This is a genomic window from Pseudomonas sp. LB3P31, from assembly GCF_054897945.1.
In genome coordinates, this window is the sequence record NZ_CM142710.1 from 1126706 (window position 1) to 1145792 (window position 19087).

Below are 19087 nucleotides of genomic sequence, written 5' to 3' on the forward strand. Positions count from 1 at the left end.
TGCCAGAGCCTCGCGTCCAAGAATGCGGAATACCAACCCGGACATTGGCCATGGCTCACCTTCAGCAAAATATCGCCTGCCCGCCCGCCCTGGATTCGCGCAGGAACAACACCGGAGGCCTGGCCCCGTGGCGTGAAAGCCTGGCCAAGCAGCTTATCCTCGAACGCCTGGGCGAGTCCGTCGAAGTCACCGAACTGGCACGCGCCTGCGCCCTGTCGCGCAGTCATTTTTCCCGCGCGTTCAAGTGCAGCACCGGGCTGTCACCCCAGGACTGGATTCGCCAGCAACGCATCGCCCGCGCCAAGCAGTTGATTCAAACCACCGACCTGACGCTGACGCAAATCAGCCTGGAATGCGGGTTCTGCGACCAGGCGCATTTTTGCCATATCTTCACCCGCAGTGAAGGCATCAATCCGTTTGCATGGCGCTGCCGGACTGTGCTTGCGCTGCCCTCTAACAGCAAAAGATCGCAGCCTGCGGCAGCTCCTACCCAGGCCTGTACATAACCCGTAGGAGCTGGCGCAGCCTGCGATCTTTTGATTTGCCTTACCCTAAACCGCTATCACCCCTGAAGGAACGCCAGCAGGTCAGCATTGAGCTGATCCTTATGCGTGTCGGTCAGGCCATGCGGTGCACCTGGATAGATCTTCAGCGTAGAGTTCTTGACCAGCGCCGCCGAAGCGATACCTGCAGCTTCAATCGGCACCACCTGGTCGGCATCGCCATGCACCACCAGCGTCGGGATGTCGAACTTTTTCAAGTCCTCGGTAAAGTCGGTTTCGGAGAACGCGGCGATGCAGTCGTAGGCGTTCTTGTGGCCGGAGGTCATGCCCTGCATCCAGAACCAGTCGATCATGCCTTGGGACGGTTTTGCGTCCGGTTTGTTGAAGCCGAAGAACGGACCGCTGGCGAGATCGATGTACAGCTGCGAGCGGTCGGCGAGTGAGGCCTGGCGAATGCCGTCGAACACTTCAATGGGCAGCCCGCCCGGGTTGGCCGCAGTTTTGAGCATCAGCGGCGGCACCGAGGAGATCAAACCGGCCTTGGCCACGCGGCCAGTGCCGTGACGACCGATATAGCGCGCCACCTCGCCGCCGCCCGTGGAGAAGCCGAACAGCACGGCGTCCTTGAGGTCCAGCCGTTCGATCAACTGCGCCAGGTCGTCGGCGTAGGTGTCCATGTCATTACCGCTCCAGGGCTGGCTCGAACGGCCGTGGCCGCGGCGATCGTGGGCGATTACGCGATAACCTTTGGAGGCCAGGAAGATCATCTGCGATTCCCAGCTGTCGGCGTTCAACGGCCAGCCGTGGCTGAACACGATGGGCTGGCCGGTGCCCCAGTCCTTGTAGTAGATCTCGGTGCCGTCGCGGGTGGTGAACGTGCTCATGAGGCTTGCTCCATTACGTGGGGTTGGGTTGTCAATCGGAGGAATTAGTCATGCGTGCAGCCAGGCGCGCGACCCGCTCGCCCAGGTGCGCTGCAGTGCAGCGGTCTTCGGCGGGAGGTGCCTGGTCGGGGGACTGTTCGACGTTGGACTGGGCCATGGCCCCCAGCGAGCTGCCCAAGCGGTTCAACTGCCCGTCGAACAGGCCGCTGCCGGAGCGCGCCGGCAACAGGTCGAGGCCGACCCAGATCATCGAGTGCTGCGCGGCAAATACCGCCATCTGCAGCAAGGTGTTGAGTTTGTCGCCGCACAGGCTGCCGGAGTTGGTGAAGCCGGCGGCCAGCTTGTCGCGCCAGGGCTGCGCCAGGTAGAACGCGGCCGTGGCTTCCATAAATGCCTTGAACGAGGCCGAGGCACTGCCCATGTAGGTCGGCGCGCCGAAGATGATCGCGTCGGCGCTGTGCAACCGGTCCCAGTGGGCGTTAACGTCTTCCACCGCAATCAGCTGGCAGGTACTGCCCAGGTGCTGAGCCACCCCAAGGGCCACGGCTTCGGCCATGACCCGGGTGTGTCCGTAGCCACTGTGATAGACCACCACCACGTTGCTCATTGCGGCGTTGCTCCCGGGGTATTGGATTGCCTGGTGGACTGTTTGGACCGTTTGGACTGTTTGGACCGTTTGGACTGTTTGGACTGTTTGGACCGTTTGGACCGTTTGGACCGTTTGGACCGTTTGGACCGTTTGGACTGTAGGAGCTGTCGAGTGCAACGAGGCTGCGATCTTTTGATCTTGTTTTAACAATCAACGTCAACAGATCGCAGCCTCGTTGCACTCGACAGCTCCTACGGGTCATCGGGTCATCGGGTCATCGCGTCATCGCGTCATACGAGTTTTTACGCGTCCTGCAGTGTCGAACCGCAACCCGCTTCACGACGAGTTAAACGTTGTTAATTCTGCTCCCCTACCCACCGTCTCATTGCGTTGCACGGCAAACCTCTGGAATATGCTCGCAAACCGCGTACCAGACGCACGCATGCAGGAGAGAGCGCGTGACCTTTGCCCCCGAACAGGCCATCCATTTCGGTCCCTACCGAATCTACCCCCGGCAACGCCTGGTGCTGGAAGGCGACCAGCCCGTACGCCTGGGTCGGCGCGCCATGGATATCCTGTTGATCCTGCTGCAACACGCCGGCAATGTGGTCAGCAAGCAAGCGTTGATTGCCGGGGTGTGGCCCAACAGCGTGGTGGAAGACATCAACCTGCGGGTGCACATGGCCGCGTTGCGCAAAGCCCTCGGCGACGGCCAGGCCGGGCAGCGCTACATCGTCACGGTGGCCCAGCGCGGCTACAGTTTTGTTGCGCCCTACTCAACCGAGCAGATCGCGCCACATCCGCCGAGTGAAGAAGTAGAGCGTAGCCGACACAATCTGCCCGTGCGGCGCACCCGTCTGATCGGTCGCCAGGCCCTGGTCGAGCGCCTGGTGGCGCAACTGCCGCGCCAGCGTTTCATCACCCTCGTCGGGCCCGGCGGCATCGGCAAGACCACCGTGGCCCTGCGCGTCGCCGAACAACTGATCGGGCAATACCGCGATGGCATTCGCCTGCTGGACCTGGCGCCGATCAACGACCCTTCGATGATCACCGCGCACCTGGCCACCCTGCTCGACCTGTCCCTGCACGACAGCGAACCCGTCAGCAGCCTCGCGACCTTCCTGCGCGAGCGGCAGATGCTGTTGGTGATCGACAACTGCGAACACCTGGTCGACGCCATTGCTTCGCTTTGCGAAAGCATCCTGCGTAGCGCACCCCGAGTACACATCCTGGCCACCAGCCGCGAAGGTTTACGGGCCGAAGGCGAGTTTGTGCAGCGCCTGGAATCGCTCGACTGCCCACCGCCCATCGCGGTGCTGGATCGCGCCCAGGCGCTGGCCTTTTCCGCGCTGCAGCTGTTCGTCGAACGGGCCATGGCCAGCCACGACAGTTTCGAGCTGAACGATGCCGAACTGCCGCTACTGATCGACATCTGTCAGCGCCTCGACGGTATACCGCTGGCGATTGAACTGGCGGCGGCGCAGGTCGGACGCTTTGGCTTGAGCGGTTTGCTAAACCAGTTGCAGGGCAGTTTTCGCCTGCTGACCCAAGGCAGTCATCTGAGCCTCGCCCGCCATCAGACCCTGCGCGCCACGCTGGACTGGAGCTTTAAACTGCTCAGCCCCTGCGAGCAGACCTGCCTGCGCCGGCTCGGGGTATTTCGCGGCGGTTTCACCCTGGAGTCGGCTGCTGCGGTGATCGTCGGCGAACATATCGAGCCCGGTGAAGTATTTGGCTCGATCACGCAACTGGTGGCCAAGTCGCTGCTCAACGTGGAAGTCGGCGACGAAGAGGTGTTTTACCGCCTGCTCGATCTGACCCGCGGCTACGCGCTGGAAAAACTCGAACAGACCGGTGACCTGCCGGACACCCGCGCTCGCCACGCCGCACGGTGCCTGGCACTGATGCAACAGGCCCGCACCGACTGGGATCTGATTGCCACCCACCGGTGGATCGAGCGTTACGCCCGCACGCTGGACGACATCCGCTGCGTGCTGGATTGGGGTCTGCTCGCGGCCGGCCCGCAGACTTTGGCGATCACCCTGGCAGCAACATCGACGCCGCTTTGGCAGGAACTGTCGTTGCTCAAGGAACACGGGATCTACCTGCGCAAGGCGCTGGCACTGCTCGACGCCACGCCTGAGCCCTGCCCCCAGTTGCAGATGAGCCTGAACCTCGCCCTCGGCAGTTCCTGCTACCACGCCCAGGGTGGCACCGTTGAGACCATTGAGGCGTTCGTCAGCGCGAGGACCCAGGCCAGACAGTGCAATGACGTCGCCGGGGAGTTGCGCGCGGTGTCCGGGCACATGGCGGTCAATCTCAGTTGCGGCAATTATCAGATGGCGCTGCAGCAGAGCCAGCAGTTCGACCGCCTGGGCCAGCACGGCGACCCGCTGCTGGGGTTGAGCGCGCACCGTCTGCGGGTCCTCGCCCTGCACTTCGCCGGCAATCAGCAGCTGGCGCGGGAAAATGCCGAAGAGGTGATCCAGCGCATGGCCCAAAGCGGACACCTCAACCGCTTCACGCATGGCTTTGGCGTGCAATACGACCAGAGCGTTGCAGCGCTGACGATTCTGGCGCGCATCCTCTGGGTCCAGGGTCAGCCCGAACAGGCCTGGCGCACGGCCCGCCAAGCGCTGGACGTCGCGCTGCAGATCAATCACGGCACGTCCATCTGCTACACCCTGGCGCTCGCCGGCTGCCTAATCGCGCAGTACAACGGCGACACCCGCACTGCCCGTGAACTGTTGCAGCTGCTGCTGGAGCAAGCGCAGAAACATTCAGTGCTGCTGTTCTACAACTGGGCGCGCCAGTATGCGCAGGTGATCGACCCCGGCGCAGCGCAGCCTGCCCTGCCAGCGGGACCTGGGCTGATCAGCGAGATCATGGTCACCCTGAATCCAGGCCTGGTTGATGAGGCTCTGATGCTCAGGGCGGATACCGGAGCGGCCGGCTGGTGCACGGCGGAAATCCTGCGGGCCAGAGGTGTGGCCCTGCTGACCGGGGATGAGGCAGGTGCGGCAGGTGATGCCAGCAGCGCTGAAGCCCTGTTGATCCGGGCGTTGAATGTGGCGCGAAACCAGGGGGCGCTGGCCTGGGAACTGCGCAGCGCCACGGCCCTGGCGCAGCTATGGCAGGGCCAGGGTCGACACCAGCAGGCGTACGAGTTGCTGGCGCCGGTGTACGAGCGTTTCACCGAGGGTTTTGCCACGCCGGACCTGCTCCAGGTCCGGCGTCTACTCGACGATCTGCAAGGCCAGTTGCGCGCGTGAAACCCGCGGGGCGCGGCTGATGTAATGGGCGTAGCGCACCTCGAACAGGCGCAGGCCGCCACTGTGTTCGAGCTTGTCCAGCGCATAGCTGCGAGTGGTGTGCAGGAAGCGATAACGCACGCTGCCGTTGACCCGCTCCAGCGACAGCAGCGACTTGGCCACCAGCCGTTCCAGCAACCCGGTCAGGAGCGCCGGGCGCAGCACCGCGCAACTGATCACGCCGATGGCCGCATCCAGGGTAAAAGACATCTTGAACACCGCCAGGCGCTGCAGCACCGTCTGCTCGCGGTTGCTCAGCCGTTCGTAACTCCAGTCCAGGGCCGCCTTGAGGGTTTGATGACGCGGTACGGCGGTGCGTCGGCCCTGGGTCAGCAACTGGCAGCAATTGTTCAGTTGCGCCTGTAATCCGACCAACGCCAGCGCGTCGATGTGCGCCGCCGCCAGCTCGATGGCCAACGGCAAACCATCCAGGCGCCGACAGATTTCCCGGATGGCCTCGAGGTCCTGTTCGCGCAGGGCAAAACCCTGCTGGCGCGCGCGTGCCCGACTGACGAACAGTTGCACCGCCGAGTAGCCCATGACTTGCTCGACACTGAGCAGCGCTGACGCCGGCGGTACGGTCAGTGGTGGCACCCGGTGCACCGTCTCGCCACCGGCCTGCAGGGGTTCGCGACTGGTCACCAGCGTCGACAAGCGTGGCGCGGCCTGCAGCAAGTCCTCGACCAGCGTGCGGCAGCGTTCGCGCACATGCTCGCAGTTATCCAGCACCAGCAAGCCATGCCATTGCGTCAATGCATCAAGGCTGGTGCCGACGTCCAGATTAAGGCTACGCAGCACATGATCGACCACGCGCGCCGGGTCATCGATGGTCGAAAAATCTACCCGCCATACACCGTCCCGATAATGCTGCAACAACAGCTCGGCCACCCGCAGCGCGACCGTAGTCTTGCCGATGCCAGCGGGGCCGACCAGGGTCATCTGGCGCCAGACCGGCAATTGCCGCACCAGGCTGCCGACCAGCGAGTCCCGACCGGTCACTGGGGTCAGTCGGGCGGGCAAATTGTGCTGCGGTTGCACGGAGGTTTCGGCGGCGGCCAACGTGTCCGCCGGCACCTGCATCACCCGGGCGATAAAGCTGTAACCCTGCTGCGGCACATTGACGATGTAGCGCTGGCCGTTCTGCCCGTCACCCAGGGCCCGGCGCAGCGCGGCAATGTGCACGCGCAGGTTGATCTCCTCGACCACCGAAGTCGGCCACACCAGGGCGATCAATTGGTCCTTGCTGACCACCGTGCCCGCCCGCTCCACCAGCACCTGCAGGATGTCCAGGGCGCGACCGCCCATGCGCAGCGCCCGCGTCCCGTCGAGGATCAGGCGCTGTTGCAGGTGAAAGGCGTAGGGGCCGAATCGCAGCACCGTGTCGCTGTGCAAATCTGAGAGACTGTTCATGCAGTTCACGTGCGCAAATCCGACCACGCGGATTCGCGCACCTCCATTGCAATTGGTTCTCATCAATCTTGGCACGCATTGGTGACAGCACAACTGCCGCGATGGGAGCGTCACAGCCATCCGGGTGCGCGCGACGGACAATCAGCCCCAACTGAACTGTTCGCGGTACTGCGTCGGGGTCAGGCCGAGCTTTTCACTGAACAGAAAACGCATGTGCCGCACGCTGCCGAAGCCGCTTTTGAAAGCAATGGTCTTGAGGGGCAAGTCACTGGTTTCCAACAGGTTTCTGGCTCGATCGATGCGTGCGCGCTGGAGGAACTCCATCGGCGTCATGCCGACTTCCCGAGCGAACACCCTGGCGAAATGCCGCGGGCTCATGGCCGCCTGGCTGGCCATACAGTCGATGCTGAAAGGCTGGTGCAGATGGTCCAGCACATGCTTCTGCACCCGGGTGATGGCGGTCTCGTGGGGGGCCACTGCAGCCATCAAAGGACTGAACTGTGCCTGTCCGCCCTGACGCTTCATCACCACCAGCAGCACTTTGGCCACGTCCTGGGCGACTTTCTTGCCGTGGTCTGCGGCGACCACCGACAGCGCCAGGTCGATTCCGGCCGTCACGCCGCCGGAGGTGATGAGGTTGCGGTCCTGCACATAGATCTGGTCGGTCTCAACGCTCGCTTTGGGGAAGGCCTTGATCAGTCGCTCGGTGTAATGCCAGTGGGTGGTCACCCGGTAGCCGTCGAGCAGACCGGCGTGGCCAAGTACGAAGGCGCCGGTGCAAATCGAGCCGTACTGGCCGGCACGGGCCGTAGCGCCAGGCAGCCAGGCGAGCAACTCCGGGGGTTTTTCGTTGTAGGCGCCTGGGCCGCCGGGGACCAGCAGCAGGTCGTAGCTTTGAGCTGCGTTGTCGATGTGCAGGTCGGCGGTGAGGCTGACGCCGTTGGAGGCCCGCAGCGCGCCAGGCTCGGTGCCGATGGTGGTCAGTGCGTAGGCTTGATCAGCCGCCACATACCGATTGGCGATCGAAAACACCTCCATGGGGCCGGCCATGTCGAGCAGGAGGAAGTCGGGGAACAGCACCATTGCCACGGTTTTCATGAGATGAGTATCGCTGAGGTCGAGAATGAATTAACACCAGCCTGTGGGAGCAAGGCTTGCCCGCGATGGCGGAGTTTTCAGTGCCAGGTTTATCGACTGAAGCACCGCGATCGCGAGCAAGCTTTGCTCCCACAGCTTTATGCAGGGCTATGCAAGGTCATGTAACGGGCATTATGGGCGAGAGTAAGCCAGATGTCGGGCTGGAAAATGTGATCCGCCACACATTACTGTCAACCTAAAAGCGACAGTTATTCAATTTCCATCTACTTATTGCGTCGATCAGTAACCATTAACCTTCTCCTCACTCGGACGAATCATCGTCCCTCAAGGAGAATTCATCATGCTGACCCTTCGCAAAGCCTCTGATCGCGGCATGGCCAATCACGGTTGGTTGAAGTCGTTCCACACCTTTTCCTTCGCCAACTACCGCAACCCGAAAGAGCAGGGTTTTTCCGACCTGCTGGTGATCAATGACGACCGCGTCGCAGCCGGCAAAGGCTTCGGCCAGCACCCGCACCGCGACATGGAGATTTTCTCCTACGTGCTCGAAGGCGCCCTTGAACACAAGGACACCCTCGGCACCGGTTCGGTGATCCGCCCTGGCGATGTGCAGTTGATGAGCGCCGGTAATGGCGTTGCGCACAGCGAGTACAACCACTCCAGCACTCGCCCGGTGCACTTCCTGCAGATCTGGATCGTGCCCGACGTTGCCGGCGCCAAACCGCGCTATCAACAGGAGCATTTCAGCACGCAGAAAAAACGCGGGCGCTTGCAGTTGATCATTTCCCCGGAAGGCAAAAACGGCTCGCTGAAGGTGCGCCAGGATGCGCGGGTCTACGCGGCGCTGATCGACGGCAAGGAAAGCGCGACCCTGGAACTCGCGGCGAATCGTTATGCGTATGTGCACGTGGCTAGCGGCAGCGTCGAGCTTAATGGCGTGCAATTGCAGGAAGGCGATGGTGTGCGGGTGCGTGACGAGCAGGTGTTGACGCTGAGTAATGGAGTGGATGCGGAGGTGTTGGTGTTTGATCTGCGGCCGCTGGAATTGCCGGAGATGCCTTGACGGCAAGATCAAGAGATCGCAGCCTCGTTTTACTCGACAGCTCCTACAGTCAAACGACGAAAAATGTGGTCCCATCCTGTACATCCTTTGAATACAGGCCACCGACATGCCCTTGCCTCAGACCATGACCTTGATCGAAATCACCCAGCCTGGCGGACCTGAGGTCTTGCAGCCGCGCCAGGAGCCGGTGCCGACGGCGGCTGCGGGCGAAGTGTTGATTCGCGTGCATGCCGCCGGGGTCAACCGCCCCGATGTGATTCAACGCTCCGGCAAGTATCCGATGAAGCCTGGCATGAGCCCGATTCCGGGGCTGGAAGTGGCGGGCGAAGTGGTGGCGATCGGTGCAGGCGTCAACGAGTTCATCCTGGGCGACCGAGTCTGCGCGCTGACCAACGGCGGTGGCTATGCACAATATTGCGTGGTGCCGGCCAGCCAGACGTTGCCGATTCCAGACGGCATGGACTGGATTCACGCTGCGGCTGTCCCGGAAACGTTTTTTACCGTGTGGGCCAACCTGTTCGATATCGGCGGCGCCAACAAGGGCCAGCGCGCGCTGATTCATGGCGGCACCAGCGGGATCGGCACCACTGCCCTGATGCTCTGCCGCGAGTTCGGGGTCAAGGCCTTCGCCACGGCGGGCAGCGAGGAAAAGTGCGCGGCGATTCGTAAGCTGGGGGCCGAGGCGATCAATTATCGCGATCAGGATTTTGTTCAGGTCATCCAGGACAACACCGCCGGCAAAGGCGTGAATGTGATTCTCGACATCATGGGTGGTTCGTACCTGAACCAGAACGTCGCGGCACTGGGTATGGACGGGCGCCTGGTGATGCTGGGTTTTCTGGGTGGGGCGAAGGCCAATGATGTCGACTTGACGGCGATCCTTGGCAAGCGCGCGACCATCACCGGCTCCTTGATGCGTGCGCGCACCCGCGAGGAAAAGGCCTCGATTGCCGAACAGCTGCGCGAGTACGTCTGGCCGGTACTGGCCGCCGGGCGGTGCGTACCGATGATCGACCAGGTGTTTGCCCTGGCCGACGCCTCCCAGGCCCATGCGCGGATGGAGGCCGGGGATCATATCGGCAAGATTGTGTTGCAAGTGGACTGACCACACCCCCTGTGGGAGCGGGCTTGCTCGCGAAGGGGCCGTGTCAGGCCACATGGATGGTGGATGTCCTACCGCTTTCGCGAGCAAGCCCGCTCCCACAGTGGATCTATGCCAGGCCCGGGGGTCGCGGCCAGCGCCGCTCCCACAGGTCTGGCTGGCGCTGCTGTGCATGGCCGTGCTGGTGGTCGGCTTGCCGTGGGTTGCGGGGTGCTGCAGCACAACGAGCGCGAGCTGCTGTTTCGCATCCGCCGCAGATGGCCGGCCCCGCCGTCACCCGGGCTGCTCACGATTCCTGAGGCCTAGCGGTAACCCTGGGCCTGCAGATGGAACAGCTGCGCATAGCGCCCATCGGCCGCCACCAGGCTGGCGTGGTCACCCCGTTCGAGAATCGCCCCCTGGTCGAGAACGATGATGTGGTCGGCATTGCGCACGCTGGAAAACCGGTGGGAAATCAGCAGGGTCATGCGCCCTTCAGTGTGTTCGCTGAAGTGCTCGAACACTGCCGCTTCGGCCGCCGGATCGAGGGCCGAAGTCGGCTCGTCGAGGATCAGGATATCGGCGTCGCGGCGCATGTAGGCGCGGGACAAGGCGATTTTCTGCCACTGCCCGCCAGACAGCTCCTGGCCGCCGGCGAACCAGCGCCCCAGTTGCGTCGCATACCCACGATCGAGCTTGTCGATGAACGGCGCGGCCATGCCTTCACTGGCCGCTGCCTGCCAACGCTGTTCATCGCCGAACGCCTGGGTATCGCCAACTCCGATGTTTTCACCGACGGTAAACTGGTAGCGGATGTAGTCCTGGAAAATCACCCCGATGCGCCGGCGCAGCGCCTCTTCCTGCCACATTTGCAGATCGCTGCCGTCGAGCAGAATCCGCCCCTGATCCGGACGATACAGACGCGCCAGCAGCTTGATCAGGGTGGTCTTGCCTGATCCGTTCTCCCCCACCAAAGCCACGCTATGACCCGGCACCAAGTGCAGGTCGATGCCTTCCAGGGCCGGGCGACTCGCCCCCGGGTAACGGAAACCGACGTTCTCGAAGCGCAAGCCATCGCCCGGCACCGCGCCCACGGTCAGGTGGCCGCTGTCGATCAGCACCGGCTCCGCCAGGTATTCATACAGGTTCGACAGGTACAGACCATCTTCGTAGAGACCACTGATGGCGCTGAGGCTGCTGCTCACCGCTGTCTGCCCCTGCTTGAACAGCACCAGGTACATGGTCATCTGGCCGAGGGTGATGCTGCCATGCACGGCATCGACCACTACCCAGGCATACGCCAGGTAAAACGCGCCGGTGCCCAGCAGGCCAAGGACAAACCCCCAGCCATCGCGGCGCAGGGTCAGGCGTCGGTCCTCGGCGTAGAGCCGGGCGAAGGTGTCGCGGTAGCGCTGCAACAGCAGCGGCGCGAAGCCGAACAGCTTGACCTCCTTGATGTAGGCCTCGTGGGACAGCAGCGTCTCGATGTAATTTTGCTGCCGGCTCTCCGGCGCGCGGCGGGTGAACAGGCGAAAGGCGTCCCCGGAAAAATGCGCCTCGGCGAAGAACACCGGCAACGCCCCCACCACCAGCAGCACCAGGGCCCAGGGCGAAAAATGCACCAGCAACACGCCGAAGCTGATCAGCACGATCAGGTTCTGGATCAGCCCCAACGACTTCATCACCAGTGCCAGCGGCCGGGTCGACGCCTCGCGTCGCACCCGCACCAGCTTGTCGTAGAACTCGGAATTCTCGAATTGCACCAGGGACAGGGTCTGGGCTTTCTCCAGAATCATGGTGTTGACCTTCTGCCCCAACTGCACCCGCAACAGCGACTGCTGCACCGACAGCGCCCGCTGGGTCGCCGACAGCAGCGCGAGCACGCCGGCCTCGAACAACACGTAACGCACCACTGGCCACAACGGCGCACTGCCCTGCTGCGCATGCAGATTCATGGCGAACACCACCGCATCGACGATGCGCTGGCCCAGCCAGGCGGCCAGCGCCGGCAGCACACCGGCGATCAGGGTGGCGATGACCAGGCCAATGAACAATGCGCGAGAGGTGCCCCAGACCAGCAGCAAGGCGCGGCGGGCCTGGTCGAGCAATGCGGTGACGCGGTTGAGAGCAACTGGCATACGGCGCTGGACCCGGCGTGGTAATGGCGTGAATACGCCATGGTACTTCAGCCAGAGGTCGGGGCGGTCACTGTGGCGGCTGCGGTTTTCGTCTTATCGCCCGGGCACACATCCACGCCTACCAGCCCGGCGCGGGGGACAAACTGCACGGCCTTGGAATCGGACTTCCACAAACGCACAAAGTAGGTGCCGTCGGCTTCGGCAATCACCCGCAGCGGGCGACTGAAACCCGGTCTGGCGGGATCGGTGATGGCTTCGAATCCTTTGCTCTCGGGGCCGAAATTCACGATCGTACAATTGCGCGCGCCGGAGGCGGACACCTGAAAGGCGAACCCGCCCAGCTTGGCGCCCGACCCCGGATACATGCCCAGCACCACGACCAGCACCAATACCGCACAAGCGACCAGGGCCAGCGGATTGTCGTGGCTGCGCATCTTCACCACGAACAGGGCACCCAGCAGCTGGATGATCCACAGCACCAACACTTCACCCAGCATCAGCGGCACCAGCCACCACAGATTGCTCACATAACGGCCGGCGATGTCGATCGCGATGATGGTGACGTTGAGTATCACGCCCATCTGCACAAAGGCCGACATCAGGCAGGCAAAGCGAAAATCCATCGACATCGGGCCGTCGATGCCCAGCGTCATCAGCCAGTAGTAGACGGCGATGGTCAGCACCGTGCCGACGACTGCGGCGAGGGTCCAGTACCAGGTGCCGGAAACCTGGGAACCGATTGCGCTCAGCAATGCGCAGAACGTCCCAAGCACCAACAGGCTGGCGGCCCAGCGCCCCAACATGCGGATATGCCGTTTGCGTTGTTCCGGGGAGGCTCGGCCCAGGGTGAGCTCGTCACTCAGGCGTCGGTCCGAATCGTTGAGTTTGTGAAACAGCACGAAGATCGGCAACAGGACGAACGCCACCAGGATCGTGATGATGAACACCAGTATCGCGGACATCACCGGCAGCGCGGTGATGACCGCCGACGAGGTGATGCTCAGCGGGATTTTTTCTTCCTGGATGTACTGGTAAAGGTACACCCCGGACATCAGCAGGATGCCCACGGTCAGCGGCCAGGCGCGTTCGTTGAGCCACAACAGAAACTGGCTCAGTTGCTTGAAACGGTCGGGGGTGGCAGTTCGTGGGGGGATGTTTTCGATATCGGTCACGGCGGCAGGCTCCAGTTCCATGGGGTCAGGCGCTACGACTGTACAGGCCGAAACAGCGGAAAACATCGGGGTGACGCTTAATCAGAAGCGTCTGTCAGATCTTTCGCCGCGCCACCCTGAAACCGTGCCCGGTACTTGCCCGGACTCTCCCCGGTCCACTTCTTGAACGCCCGATGAAACGCGCTGGGCTCCTGGAAACCCAGGCGCTCGGCAATGTCGCCAACACTCGCGCGGCTCTCGCGCAACTGCTCGAACGCCACGCCGCGGCGTACTTCGTCCTTGATTTCCTGATACGAACAACCTTCGCGTTCGAGTTTGCGGCGAAAGGTGCTGGGGCTCAGGTGTTGTTCCAGGGCGAAAGCCTGCAGGGTCGGCCAGTCGCTGTAGTGACTGTTGCGCAAGCGCTGATGAACTTGCGCAGCCAGGCCGTGCTGATTGCGAAAGCGGATCACCAGCCACTGCGGCGCAGTGCGCAGGAAGACTTTCAGCGACGCCAGATCCTGGACCACGGGCAGGCGCAGGTAATGGCTGGCGAACTCGATCTCGGTGCGCTCGGCGCCGAACGTCAGGTTGGGACCCCAGAGCAGTCGGTCATCGCTCAGGGCGACCCGAGCATGGCGAAAGTCGGCACGGTCGATCGGGATACGCCGTCCTCCGAGCCAGCACAGCAGGCTGATCATCAACACCAGGAACGTCTCTTCGCCAAACCGGCTGACATCGGCGTCTTTCGCCCGGGACTCCAGGCTGATGACGGCGCGCTTGCCCCGTACCGTCAGCGTGCCGCGAAAGTCGCGCAGGAACAGGCCGAAATTGGCCAGGCACTGACGCATGGCTTTGTGCAGGTCGGGCTCCTGAATCAGCGCCCGGCAGATCAGGGCGAAGGCGCCCGGCGGCATGCCGTGGGAGTCGAGATTGAAGAACTCGTCGTCCAGCTCGCGGATCAGGATCAGCCACAGCGCGGCAAATGCGCTGGCCGGGACTCGCGCCGTCGGCTGCTCGATCAGCGCAGGGTCAATACCCGCCAGTTGCAGCGCAGCATCCCGGCGCAACGGATCAGCGCCCAGCGCCTGGACCATGGCTTGGACAAAGTAGGCGGCAACCGAATCCTTTTCCCGCATGTGAACGCTTCACTCCCCAGTATTCGAATGGCAAAAAACACCAGTTGCGTTGAACAGTTGTGGCATAGGACAAGCGCCCTGCCCGCTCTAGACTCGCGGCCAATAGTACGCTTTCGGCCGCCGTCGCGGCCAAGGTATCGCACGGTTTTGAGCGCAAGGACTGGAACATGGATCTGCAAAATATTGGCGTGATCGGCGCGGGCACCATGGGCAACGGCATCGCCCAGGTATGTGCCCAGGCGGGTTTCAACGTGATCTTGCTCGACATCAGCGAGAGCGCCCTGCAAAAGGCTGTCGCCACGGTGGGCAAAAACCTCGATCGGCAAGTGGCCAAGGAAACCCTCAGCCAAGCCGACAAGCTCGCGACCCTCGCGCGGATCCGCACCAGCACCGAGTACAGCAGCCTGCAGACGGTGCAACTGGTGATCGAAGCAGCCACGGAAAACCTCGACCTGAAACTGCGGGTGCTGCAACAGATCGCCGCACAAGTGGCCAGCGAGTGCGTGATTGCCTCCAACACCTCGTCGCTGTCCATCACTCAACTGGCTGCCAGCGTCAGCCAGCCCGAGCGGTTCATCGGCCTGCACTTCTTCAACCCGGTGCCGGTGATGGGCCTGATCGAAGTGATCCGCGGTCTGCAAACCAGCGACGCGACCCACGCCCTGGCGCTGGACATGGCGACCACCCTGGGCAAGACCGCGATCACCGCCGGCAACCGTCCGGGCTTCGTGGTCAACCGGATTCTGGTGCCGATGATCAACGAAGCCATCCTGGTGTTCCAGGAAGGCCTGGCCAGCGCCGACGACATCGACGCCGGCATGCGCCTGGGCTGCAACCAGCCCATCGGCCCGCTGGCACTGGCGGACCTGATCGGCCTGGACACCGTTTTGGCGATTCTTGAAGCTTTCTACGAAGGTTTCAACGACAGCAAATACCGCCCCGCGCCACTGCTCAAGGAAATGGTCGCCGCCGGCTACCTTGGACGCAAAACGGGGCGTGGCTTCCATGCCTATGCCTGAGCGCTGTTCACGTTTTGCCGAATACCGCGACAAGGTGCTGGAGCTGTTCGCCAGCAAGGGTTTCGGCCAGGTCGGCATGCGCGAACTCGCCACGTGCCTGGGGCTCGCTCCGGGCTCGTTGTATCACCACTACCCGAGCAAGCAGCACTTGCTCCTCGACCTGATCGAGGAGTTCTATGAAGAGCTGCTGGCCACGTTGGGACGGGTCGAACAGAAGGCTGTTGCCAAGCGCGAGCGGCTCAGCAGCCTGATCCGCGCCCACCTGAACCTGCATGAGGACATGCCCTGGCATTTCCGCCTGGTGGAGCGGGACAGCGGCTGCCTGAATGAGGAACAGCAGGCGCGGGTCCAGCAACTGCGCGAGCAGTACGAGCGCAAACTGCTGAAAATCCTCGGAGTGCGCTCGCGCTTCAGCGATCAGGGCATGCTCGCCGCGGGACACGCCATCGCCGCGCTGCTCAACAGCGCGCCCACCTGGCTGACCCACCACCTGCTGGATGAAACCGAGCGCGATGAGCTACTGGAGAATATGGTCAGCGGCGCCATCGAGCGCCTGCTGGCGCCGCGTCGCAGCAGTGAGGCAATAAGCCTCGCTTCATCGATAGGAAAAACATCTAAAAAAACCTCGGCACTCGCCGCGATTTAGCGCTTTGCTACCCGGGTCGATATTTTTCCACGACCGGGAGCCGAATCATGAAAATCAATCCCTATCTCATCTTCAATGGCGACTGCAAAGCCGCGTTCACTTTCTATGCCCAGGCGCTCAAAGGCAGCCTCGACGTGATGATGACCTTCGGTGAAAGCCCCGCACGCGAACAGGTGCCCGCGGACCTGCACAACCTGATTATCCACACCCGGCTGTCGGTCGGAGACCAGGCCATCATGGGCTCGGACACCACCCCTGACCGCCCCACGGATGACATGGCCGGCTGCTCGATCTCGCTGAACGTCGACAGCATCGCCGAGGCCGAGCGGGTGTTTAATGCATTGGCAGAGGACGGCAGCGTGCAGATGCCGCTGGAAGCGACGTTCTGGGCGGTGCGCTTTGGCATGTTGCAGGATCGGTTTGGCGTGGCGTGGATGGTGAATTGTGAGAAGGAGCAGTGATTGCCACCCACCTGCCGGAGCTGTGTAGGAGCTGTGTAGGAGCTGTCGAGTGAAACGAGGCTGCGATCTTTTGATCCGGCCCATTTTAAGAACAAGATCAAAAGATCGCAGCCTCGTTTCACTCCGCAGCTCCTACAGGGGGCACAGGGGAGAGTTCGGGTGCGCGCGCGATTCAAACGAGCGCCATCCAACACCCATCAAAGCTTGGCAATCGAAACCTCAGTTGACTTAACAAAAGCAATCACCTCACTCCCCACCTTCAGCTCCAGATCCCGCACCGACCGAGTGGTAATCACCGAAGTGACAATCCCGGAAGCCGTCTGCACATCAATCTCGGACACCACCTCACCCTGGACAATCTCCTTGATGACGCCCTTGAACTGGTTCCGCACGTTGATCGCTTTGATAGTCATGTAAAGGCTTCCTGTCTGAGGTCTGGTCGATTGGCACACATGTGCAGGCCCCCAAAGTGCACTGCGCAGACCAACATTAAAAGGAATATATAATTATCTATCTATATCTTTAAGGAATAAGAAAAATCATTTGATCCGGTAATGAAAGGTATTGCGCACCGCCGGCACCGCTACCGCCTTGCCATCAATCATCCGTGGCTGATAACGGAACGTCTCGGCAGCGACCAGTGAGGGCCGCATGAACATCGGGTGGCAGCCATCCAGCACCTTCGGATTTTCAACCTTGCCCTGGGGACTGACCGTGTACTCCACCGTGCAATCGCCCTCGAGGTTCTTGTCCAGCGCACGCTGCGGATAGTCCGGCGCCTCCTTGCTCAACGGCAGATATTGGCGACTGTCGGCCGCAGCCTGGGCCGCCTGCTGACGGGTCCGCTCGGCACTCAGGCGCGCCTGTTCGGCCTGCTGCGCTTGCTGCTGCGCCAGGCGCTGTTCGGCGTCACGGTTACGCACATCCGACTCAAGGCGCTGGCGTTGTTGCACAGCCTGCAGCTCACGCTTGTTGTCCTCGACCCGCTTGCGCGCCAACGCAGCCTGCTGCAGTTTCTGCGCTTGAATCTGCGGATCGACTGCAGGCTTGACCGGGGCCGGGGCTGGAGCTGAGGCCGCAACCACCGGCTCAGGTTGCACCACCGCAGGCATTGGCTCAGGCGGCGCCTGTGGCACCGGCACCTCAGGCGTCGGCGCAAGAATCACCAGCTGCGTGCGCAGTACGGCCGGCTGCTCGACCGCGGGAGTTTCGATCGCCCAGCCACGTACCAGCAAAACCAGCACAATTACATGCACGCCGACTGCAAGGCTCGCTGCCAACCCGTTGCGCCACAATCCACTGCGATCAACGGCCGCAGCGGTCAGATAAGGACTGTGCAACGTCATCGCAGTCATTGCGGTGCCTCAGTCACCAGCCCGAGGTTACTCACCCCACCCTGTTGCAAGGCCGCCATGGCCGCGACCACGCTGCCGTAGCCGGCGTCCTTGTCGGCGCGGATATAGACCTGGGTGTCGCGCCGCTCCGCGACCACCTGCGCGACCTTCGCCTGCATGTCTTCAAGCGTCACGGCACTGTCAGTCTGGTTGCGCGTGTCGAGTTCGCCGCCAAGATTCCAGTAATAGCCCCCCTCGGCTTTCACCGACAGCGTGAGGATCTGCTGACGGCTGTCATTGGCCAGGGCTTCGCTGGCGACTTTGGGCAATTCGATTTTCACGCCCTGGGTGAGCATCGGCGCGGTGACCATGAAGATCACCAGCAGCACCAGCATCACATCGATGTACGGCACCACGTTCATCTCGGCCTTGGGCCCGTGTTTGCGTTGCGGTCTGACCAACATGAGCACTCTCCTTTCAGGCGGCAGCCGCCAGGTTCATCGGCGCGCCATGCAGCTTGCGATGCAGGCGCACCTGCAGCTCGTTGGCGAAGGCGTAGTAGCGCGTCAGCAAGGTCTGGCTGCGGGAAGAAAAGCGGTTGTAGGCGATCACTGCAGGGATTGCCGCGAACAGGCCGATGGCCGTGGCGATCAGTGCTTCGGCAATGCCCGGGGCGACGGTGGACAAGGTCGCCTGCTGAACCTGCGACAGCCCGAGGAAGGAATTCATGATGCCCCACACGGTGCCGAACAGGCCGATGTAAGGGCTGACCGAACCGACCGTGGCGAGGAACTGCAGACCCTTTTCCAGGCATACTTCCTGCTCGCTGATGGCGACATACAGCGCCCGCTCCACACCTTCGAGGACCACGTCCGGGGCATTGCCCGAGTGCTGGTTGAGGTGATTGAACTCCTGCAGCCCGGCCTGGAAAATCGACTCGACGCCGGCTTCGCTGTCAGTGTTTTTTGCCGTCTCGCGGTACAGCGCCAGCAGGTCCGGCGTGCCGCGAAAGCGTTGCATGAAACCATTCAACTGCTGTTCGCGACGCTTGAGTACGCTGCTGCGCAGGATGATCAGGTACCAGCTGAGCAGTGACGCCAGAAGCAGGATAAGCATGACCGCCTTGACCAACAGGCTCGCGTCGCTGATCAGCCCCCAGATCGTCATGTGTTCGAGTGTGGCCTGCATGGTGAAACTCCTGGTCTGGCGCTCGCGGGCCGTCGATGCGCGGCGGCCGTTGAGCTATTCGATGAAAGTGAG

18 protein-coding genes are annotated in these 19087 nt (G+C 62.5%); 7 read left to right on the forward strand and 11 right to left on the reverse strand.

What is annotated here, in order from left to right:
• The first annotated feature begins 50 nt into the window (after window positions 1–50).
• On the forward strand, window positions 51–506 hold the full coding sequence (locus ACYZTK_RS04995; RefSeq protein WP_462013426.1) for a helix-turn-helix domain-containing protein: 456 nt from the start codon (window positions 51–53) through the stop codon (window positions 504–506).
• A gap of 56 nt (window positions 507–562) precedes the next feature.
• On the opposite strand, the gene ACYZTK_RS05000 is transcribed toward ACYZTK_RS04995, so the two are convergent.
• Both ACYZTK_RS05000 and ACYZTK_RS05005 read right to left on the reverse strand, forming a co-directional pair.
• Entirely contained in the window at window positions 563–1387 is an 825-nt protein-coding gene (locus tag ACYZTK_RS05000; RefSeq protein WP_462013427.1) for an alpha/beta fold hydrolase, read from the reverse strand.
• A gap of 31 nt (window positions 1388–1418) precedes the next feature.
• Window positions 1419–1994, reverse strand: coding sequence for a flavodoxin family protein (locus ACYZTK_RS05005; RefSeq protein ID WP_462013428.1), 576 nt, complete (start codon window positions 1992–1994; stop codon window positions 1419–1421).
• Between the two features lie 440 nt (window positions 1995–2434).
• Between ACYZTK_RS05005 and ACYZTK_RS05010 the strand changes: the two genes are divergently transcribed.
• Window positions 2435–5248, forward strand: coding sequence for an ATP-binding protein (locus ACYZTK_RS05010; RefSeq protein ID WP_462013429.1), 2814 nt, complete (start codon window positions 2435–2437; stop codon window positions 5246–5248).
• Here the strand turns inward: ACYZTK_RS05010 and ACYZTK_RS05015 are convergent.
• Together ACYZTK_RS05015 and ACYZTK_RS05020 are read right to left on the reverse strand one after the other, a co-directional pair.
• The gene (locus tag ACYZTK_RS05015; protein WP_462013430.1) at window positions 5213–6697 is read right to left on the reverse strand and encodes an ATP-binding protein; all 1485 of its coding nucleotides are present in this window, start codon (window positions 6695–6697) and stop codon (window positions 5213–5215) included. The two genes, ACYZTK_RS05010 and ACYZTK_RS05015, sit on opposite strands and share 36 nt — an antisense overlap.
• A gap of 141 nt (window positions 6698–6838) precedes the next feature.
• Window positions 6839–7795 carry a GlxA family transcriptional regulator gene (locus tag ACYZTK_RS05020; protein WP_462013431.1) on the reverse strand — a complete coding sequence of 319 codons (957 nt, stop codon included), beginning with the start codon at window positions 7793–7795 and terminating at the stop codon, window positions 6839–6841.
• A 340-nt stretch (window positions 7796–8135) separates the two neighbouring features.
• Here ACYZTK_RS05020 and ACYZTK_RS05025 point away from each other — a divergent pair, with 340 nt between their 5' ends.
• Window positions 8136–8858 (forward strand): pirin family protein, encoded by a 723-nt coding sequence (locus tag ACYZTK_RS05025; protein WP_462013432.1) that lies wholly within the window; start codon window positions 8136–8138, stop codon window positions 8856–8858.
• 106 nt (window positions 8859–8964) lie between these two features.
• Window positions 8965–9963, forward strand: coding sequence for an NAD(P)H-quinone oxidoreductase (locus ACYZTK_RS05030; protein ID WP_462013433.1), 999 nt, complete (start codon window positions 8965–8967; stop codon window positions 9961–9963).
• A gap of 299 nt (window positions 9964–10262) precedes the next feature.
• Here the strand turns inward: ACYZTK_RS05030 and ACYZTK_RS05035 are convergent, their stop codons facing one another.
• The 3 genes from ACYZTK_RS05035 to ACYZTK_RS05045 all read right to left on the reverse strand — a co-directional run bounded on the left by ACYZTK_RS05035 (window position 10263) and on the right by ACYZTK_RS05045 (window position 14367).
• Entirely contained in the window at window positions 10263–12077 is a 1815-nt protein-coding gene (locus ACYZTK_RS05035) for an ABC transporter ATP-binding protein (RefSeq protein ID WP_462013434.1), read from the reverse strand.
• A gap of 47 nt (window positions 12078–12124) precedes the next feature.
• Window positions 12125–13249, reverse strand: a complete 1125-nt coding sequence (locus tag ACYZTK_RS05040) for a hypothetical protein (protein WP_462013435.1) — start codon at window positions 13247–13249, stop codon at window positions 12125–12127.
• Between the two features lie 77 nt (window positions 13250–13326).
• Complete coding sequence (locus tag ACYZTK_RS05045; protein ID WP_462013437.1) at window positions 13327–14367, reverse strand: AraC family transcriptional regulator; 1041 nt, start codon at window positions 14365–14367, stop codon at window positions 13327–13329.
• Window positions 14368–14534: 167 nt separating this feature from the next.
• On the opposite strand from ACYZTK_RS05045, the gene ACYZTK_RS05050 reads away from it, so the two are divergent.
• From ACYZTK_RS05050 to ACYZTK_RS05060, 3 genes are read left to right on the forward strand one after another with little or no spacing between them, the layout of a single operon-like run.
• Entirely contained in the window at window positions 14535–15386 is an 852-nt protein-coding gene (locus tag ACYZTK_RS05050; protein WP_462013438.1) for a 3-hydroxybutyryl-CoA dehydrogenase, read from the forward strand.
• Window positions 15373–16032 (forward strand): TetR/AcrR family transcriptional regulator, encoded by a 660-nt coding sequence (locus ACYZTK_RS05055; protein WP_462013439.1) that lies wholly within the window; start codon window positions 15373–15375, stop codon window positions 16030–16032. The genes ACYZTK_RS05050 and ACYZTK_RS05055 overlap by 14 nt, the downstream gene beginning before the upstream one ends.
• A gap of 47 nt (window positions 16033–16079) precedes the next feature.
• On the forward strand, window positions 16080–16493 hold the full coding sequence (locus tag ACYZTK_RS05060; RefSeq protein ID WP_462013440.1) for a VOC family protein: 414 nt from the start codon (window positions 16080–16082) through the stop codon (window positions 16491–16493).
• A 197-nt stretch (window positions 16494–16690) separates the two neighbouring features.
• Here ACYZTK_RS05060 and ACYZTK_RS05065 read toward each other — a convergent pair whose 3' ends face one another.
• The 4 genes from ACYZTK_RS05065 to tolQ all read right to left on the reverse strand — a co-directional run bounded on the left by ACYZTK_RS05065 (window position 16691) and on the right by tolQ (window position 19015).
• Window positions 16691–16906: a TOBE domain-containing protein gene (locus ACYZTK_RS05065; RefSeq protein WP_027921432.1), complete on the reverse strand. Its 216-nt coding sequence runs from the start codon at window positions 16904–16906 to the stop codon at window positions 16691–16693.
• A gap of 126 nt (window positions 16907–17032) precedes the next feature.
• Complete coding sequence (locus ACYZTK_RS05070) at window positions 17033–17848, reverse strand: energy transducer TonB (protein WP_462013441.1); 816 nt, start codon at window positions 17846–17848, stop codon at window positions 17033–17035.
• Window positions 17845–18291: a protein TolR gene (gene tolR / locus ACYZTK_RS05075; RefSeq protein ID WP_462013442.1), complete on the reverse strand. Its 447-nt coding sequence runs from the start codon at window positions 18289–18291 to the stop codon at window positions 17845–17847. The genes ACYZTK_RS05070 and tolR overlap by 4 nt, the downstream gene beginning before the upstream one ends.
• A gap of 13 nt (window positions 18292–18304) precedes the next feature.
• Window positions 18305–19015, reverse strand: a complete 711-nt coding sequence (gene tolQ, locus ACYZTK_RS05080; RefSeq protein WP_462013443.1) for a protein TolQ — start codon at window positions 19013–19015, stop codon at window positions 18305–18307.
• Between the last annotated feature and the right edge of the window lie 72 nt (window positions 19016–19087).

Bases quoted from the DNA above. Each gene is read 5' to 3' on its own strand.
- ACYZTK_RS05000 (WP_462013427.1), bottom strand. From the start codon at position 1,387: ATGAGCACGTTCACCACCCGCGACGGCACCGAGATCTACTACAAGGAC.
- tolQ (WP_462013443.1), bottom strand. From the start codon at position 19,015: ATGCAGGCCACACTCGAACACATGACGATCTGGGGGCTGATCAGCGAC.
- ACYZTK_RS05025 (WP_462013432.1), top strand. From the start codon at position 8,136: ATGCTGACCCTTCGCAAAGCCTCTGATCGCGGCATGGCCAATCACGGT.
- ACYZTK_RS05060 (WP_462013440.1), top strand. From the start codon at position 16,080: ATGAAAATCAATCCCTATCTCATCTTCAATGGCGACTGCAAAGCCGCG.
- ACYZTK_RS04995 (WP_462013426.1), top strand. From the start codon at position 51: ATGGCTCACCTTCAGCAAAATATCGCCTGCCCGCCCGCCCTGGATTCG.
- ACYZTK_RS05005 (WP_462013428.1), bottom strand. From the start codon at position 1,994: ATGAGCAACGTGGTGGTGGTCTATCACAGTGGCTACGGACACACCCGG.
- ACYZTK_RS05065 (WP_027921432.1), bottom strand. From the start codon at position 16,906: ATGACTATCAAAGCGATCAACGTGCGGAACCAGTTCAAGGGCGTCATC.
- ACYZTK_RS05070 (WP_462013441.1), bottom strand. From the start codon at position 17,848: ATGACTGCGATGACGTTGCACAGTCCTTATCTGACCGCTGCGGCCGTT.
- tolR (WP_462013442.1), bottom strand. From the start codon at position 18,291: ATGTTGGTCAGACCGCAACGCAAACACGGGCCCAAGGCCGAGATGAAC.
- ACYZTK_RS05015 (WP_462013430.1), bottom strand. From the start codon at position 6,697: ATGAACAGTCTCTCAGATTTGCACAGCGACACGGTGCTGCGATTCGGC.
- ACYZTK_RS05055 (WP_462013439.1), top strand. From the start codon at position 15,373: ATGCCTATGCCTGAGCGCTGTTCACGTTTTGCCGAATACCGCGACAAG.
- ACYZTK_RS05030 (WP_462013433.1), top strand. From the start codon at position 8,965: ATGCCCTTGCCTCAGACCATGACCTTGATCGAAATCACCCAGCCTGGC.
- ACYZTK_RS05045 (WP_462013437.1), bottom strand. From the start codon at position 14,367: ATGCGGGAAAAGGATTCGGTTGCCGCCTACTTTGTCCAAGCCATGGTC.
- ACYZTK_RS05035 (WP_462013434.1), bottom strand. From the start codon at position 12,077: ATGCCAGTTGCTCTCAACCGCGTCACCGCATTGCTCGACCAGGCCCGC.
- ACYZTK_RS05020 (WP_462013431.1), bottom strand. From the start codon at position 7,795: ATGAAAACCGTGGCAATGGTGCTGTTCCCCGACTTCCTCCTGCTCGAC.
- ACYZTK_RS05050 (WP_462013438.1), top strand. From the start codon at position 14,535: ATGGATCTGCAAAATATTGGCGTGATCGGCGCGGGCACCATGGGCAAC.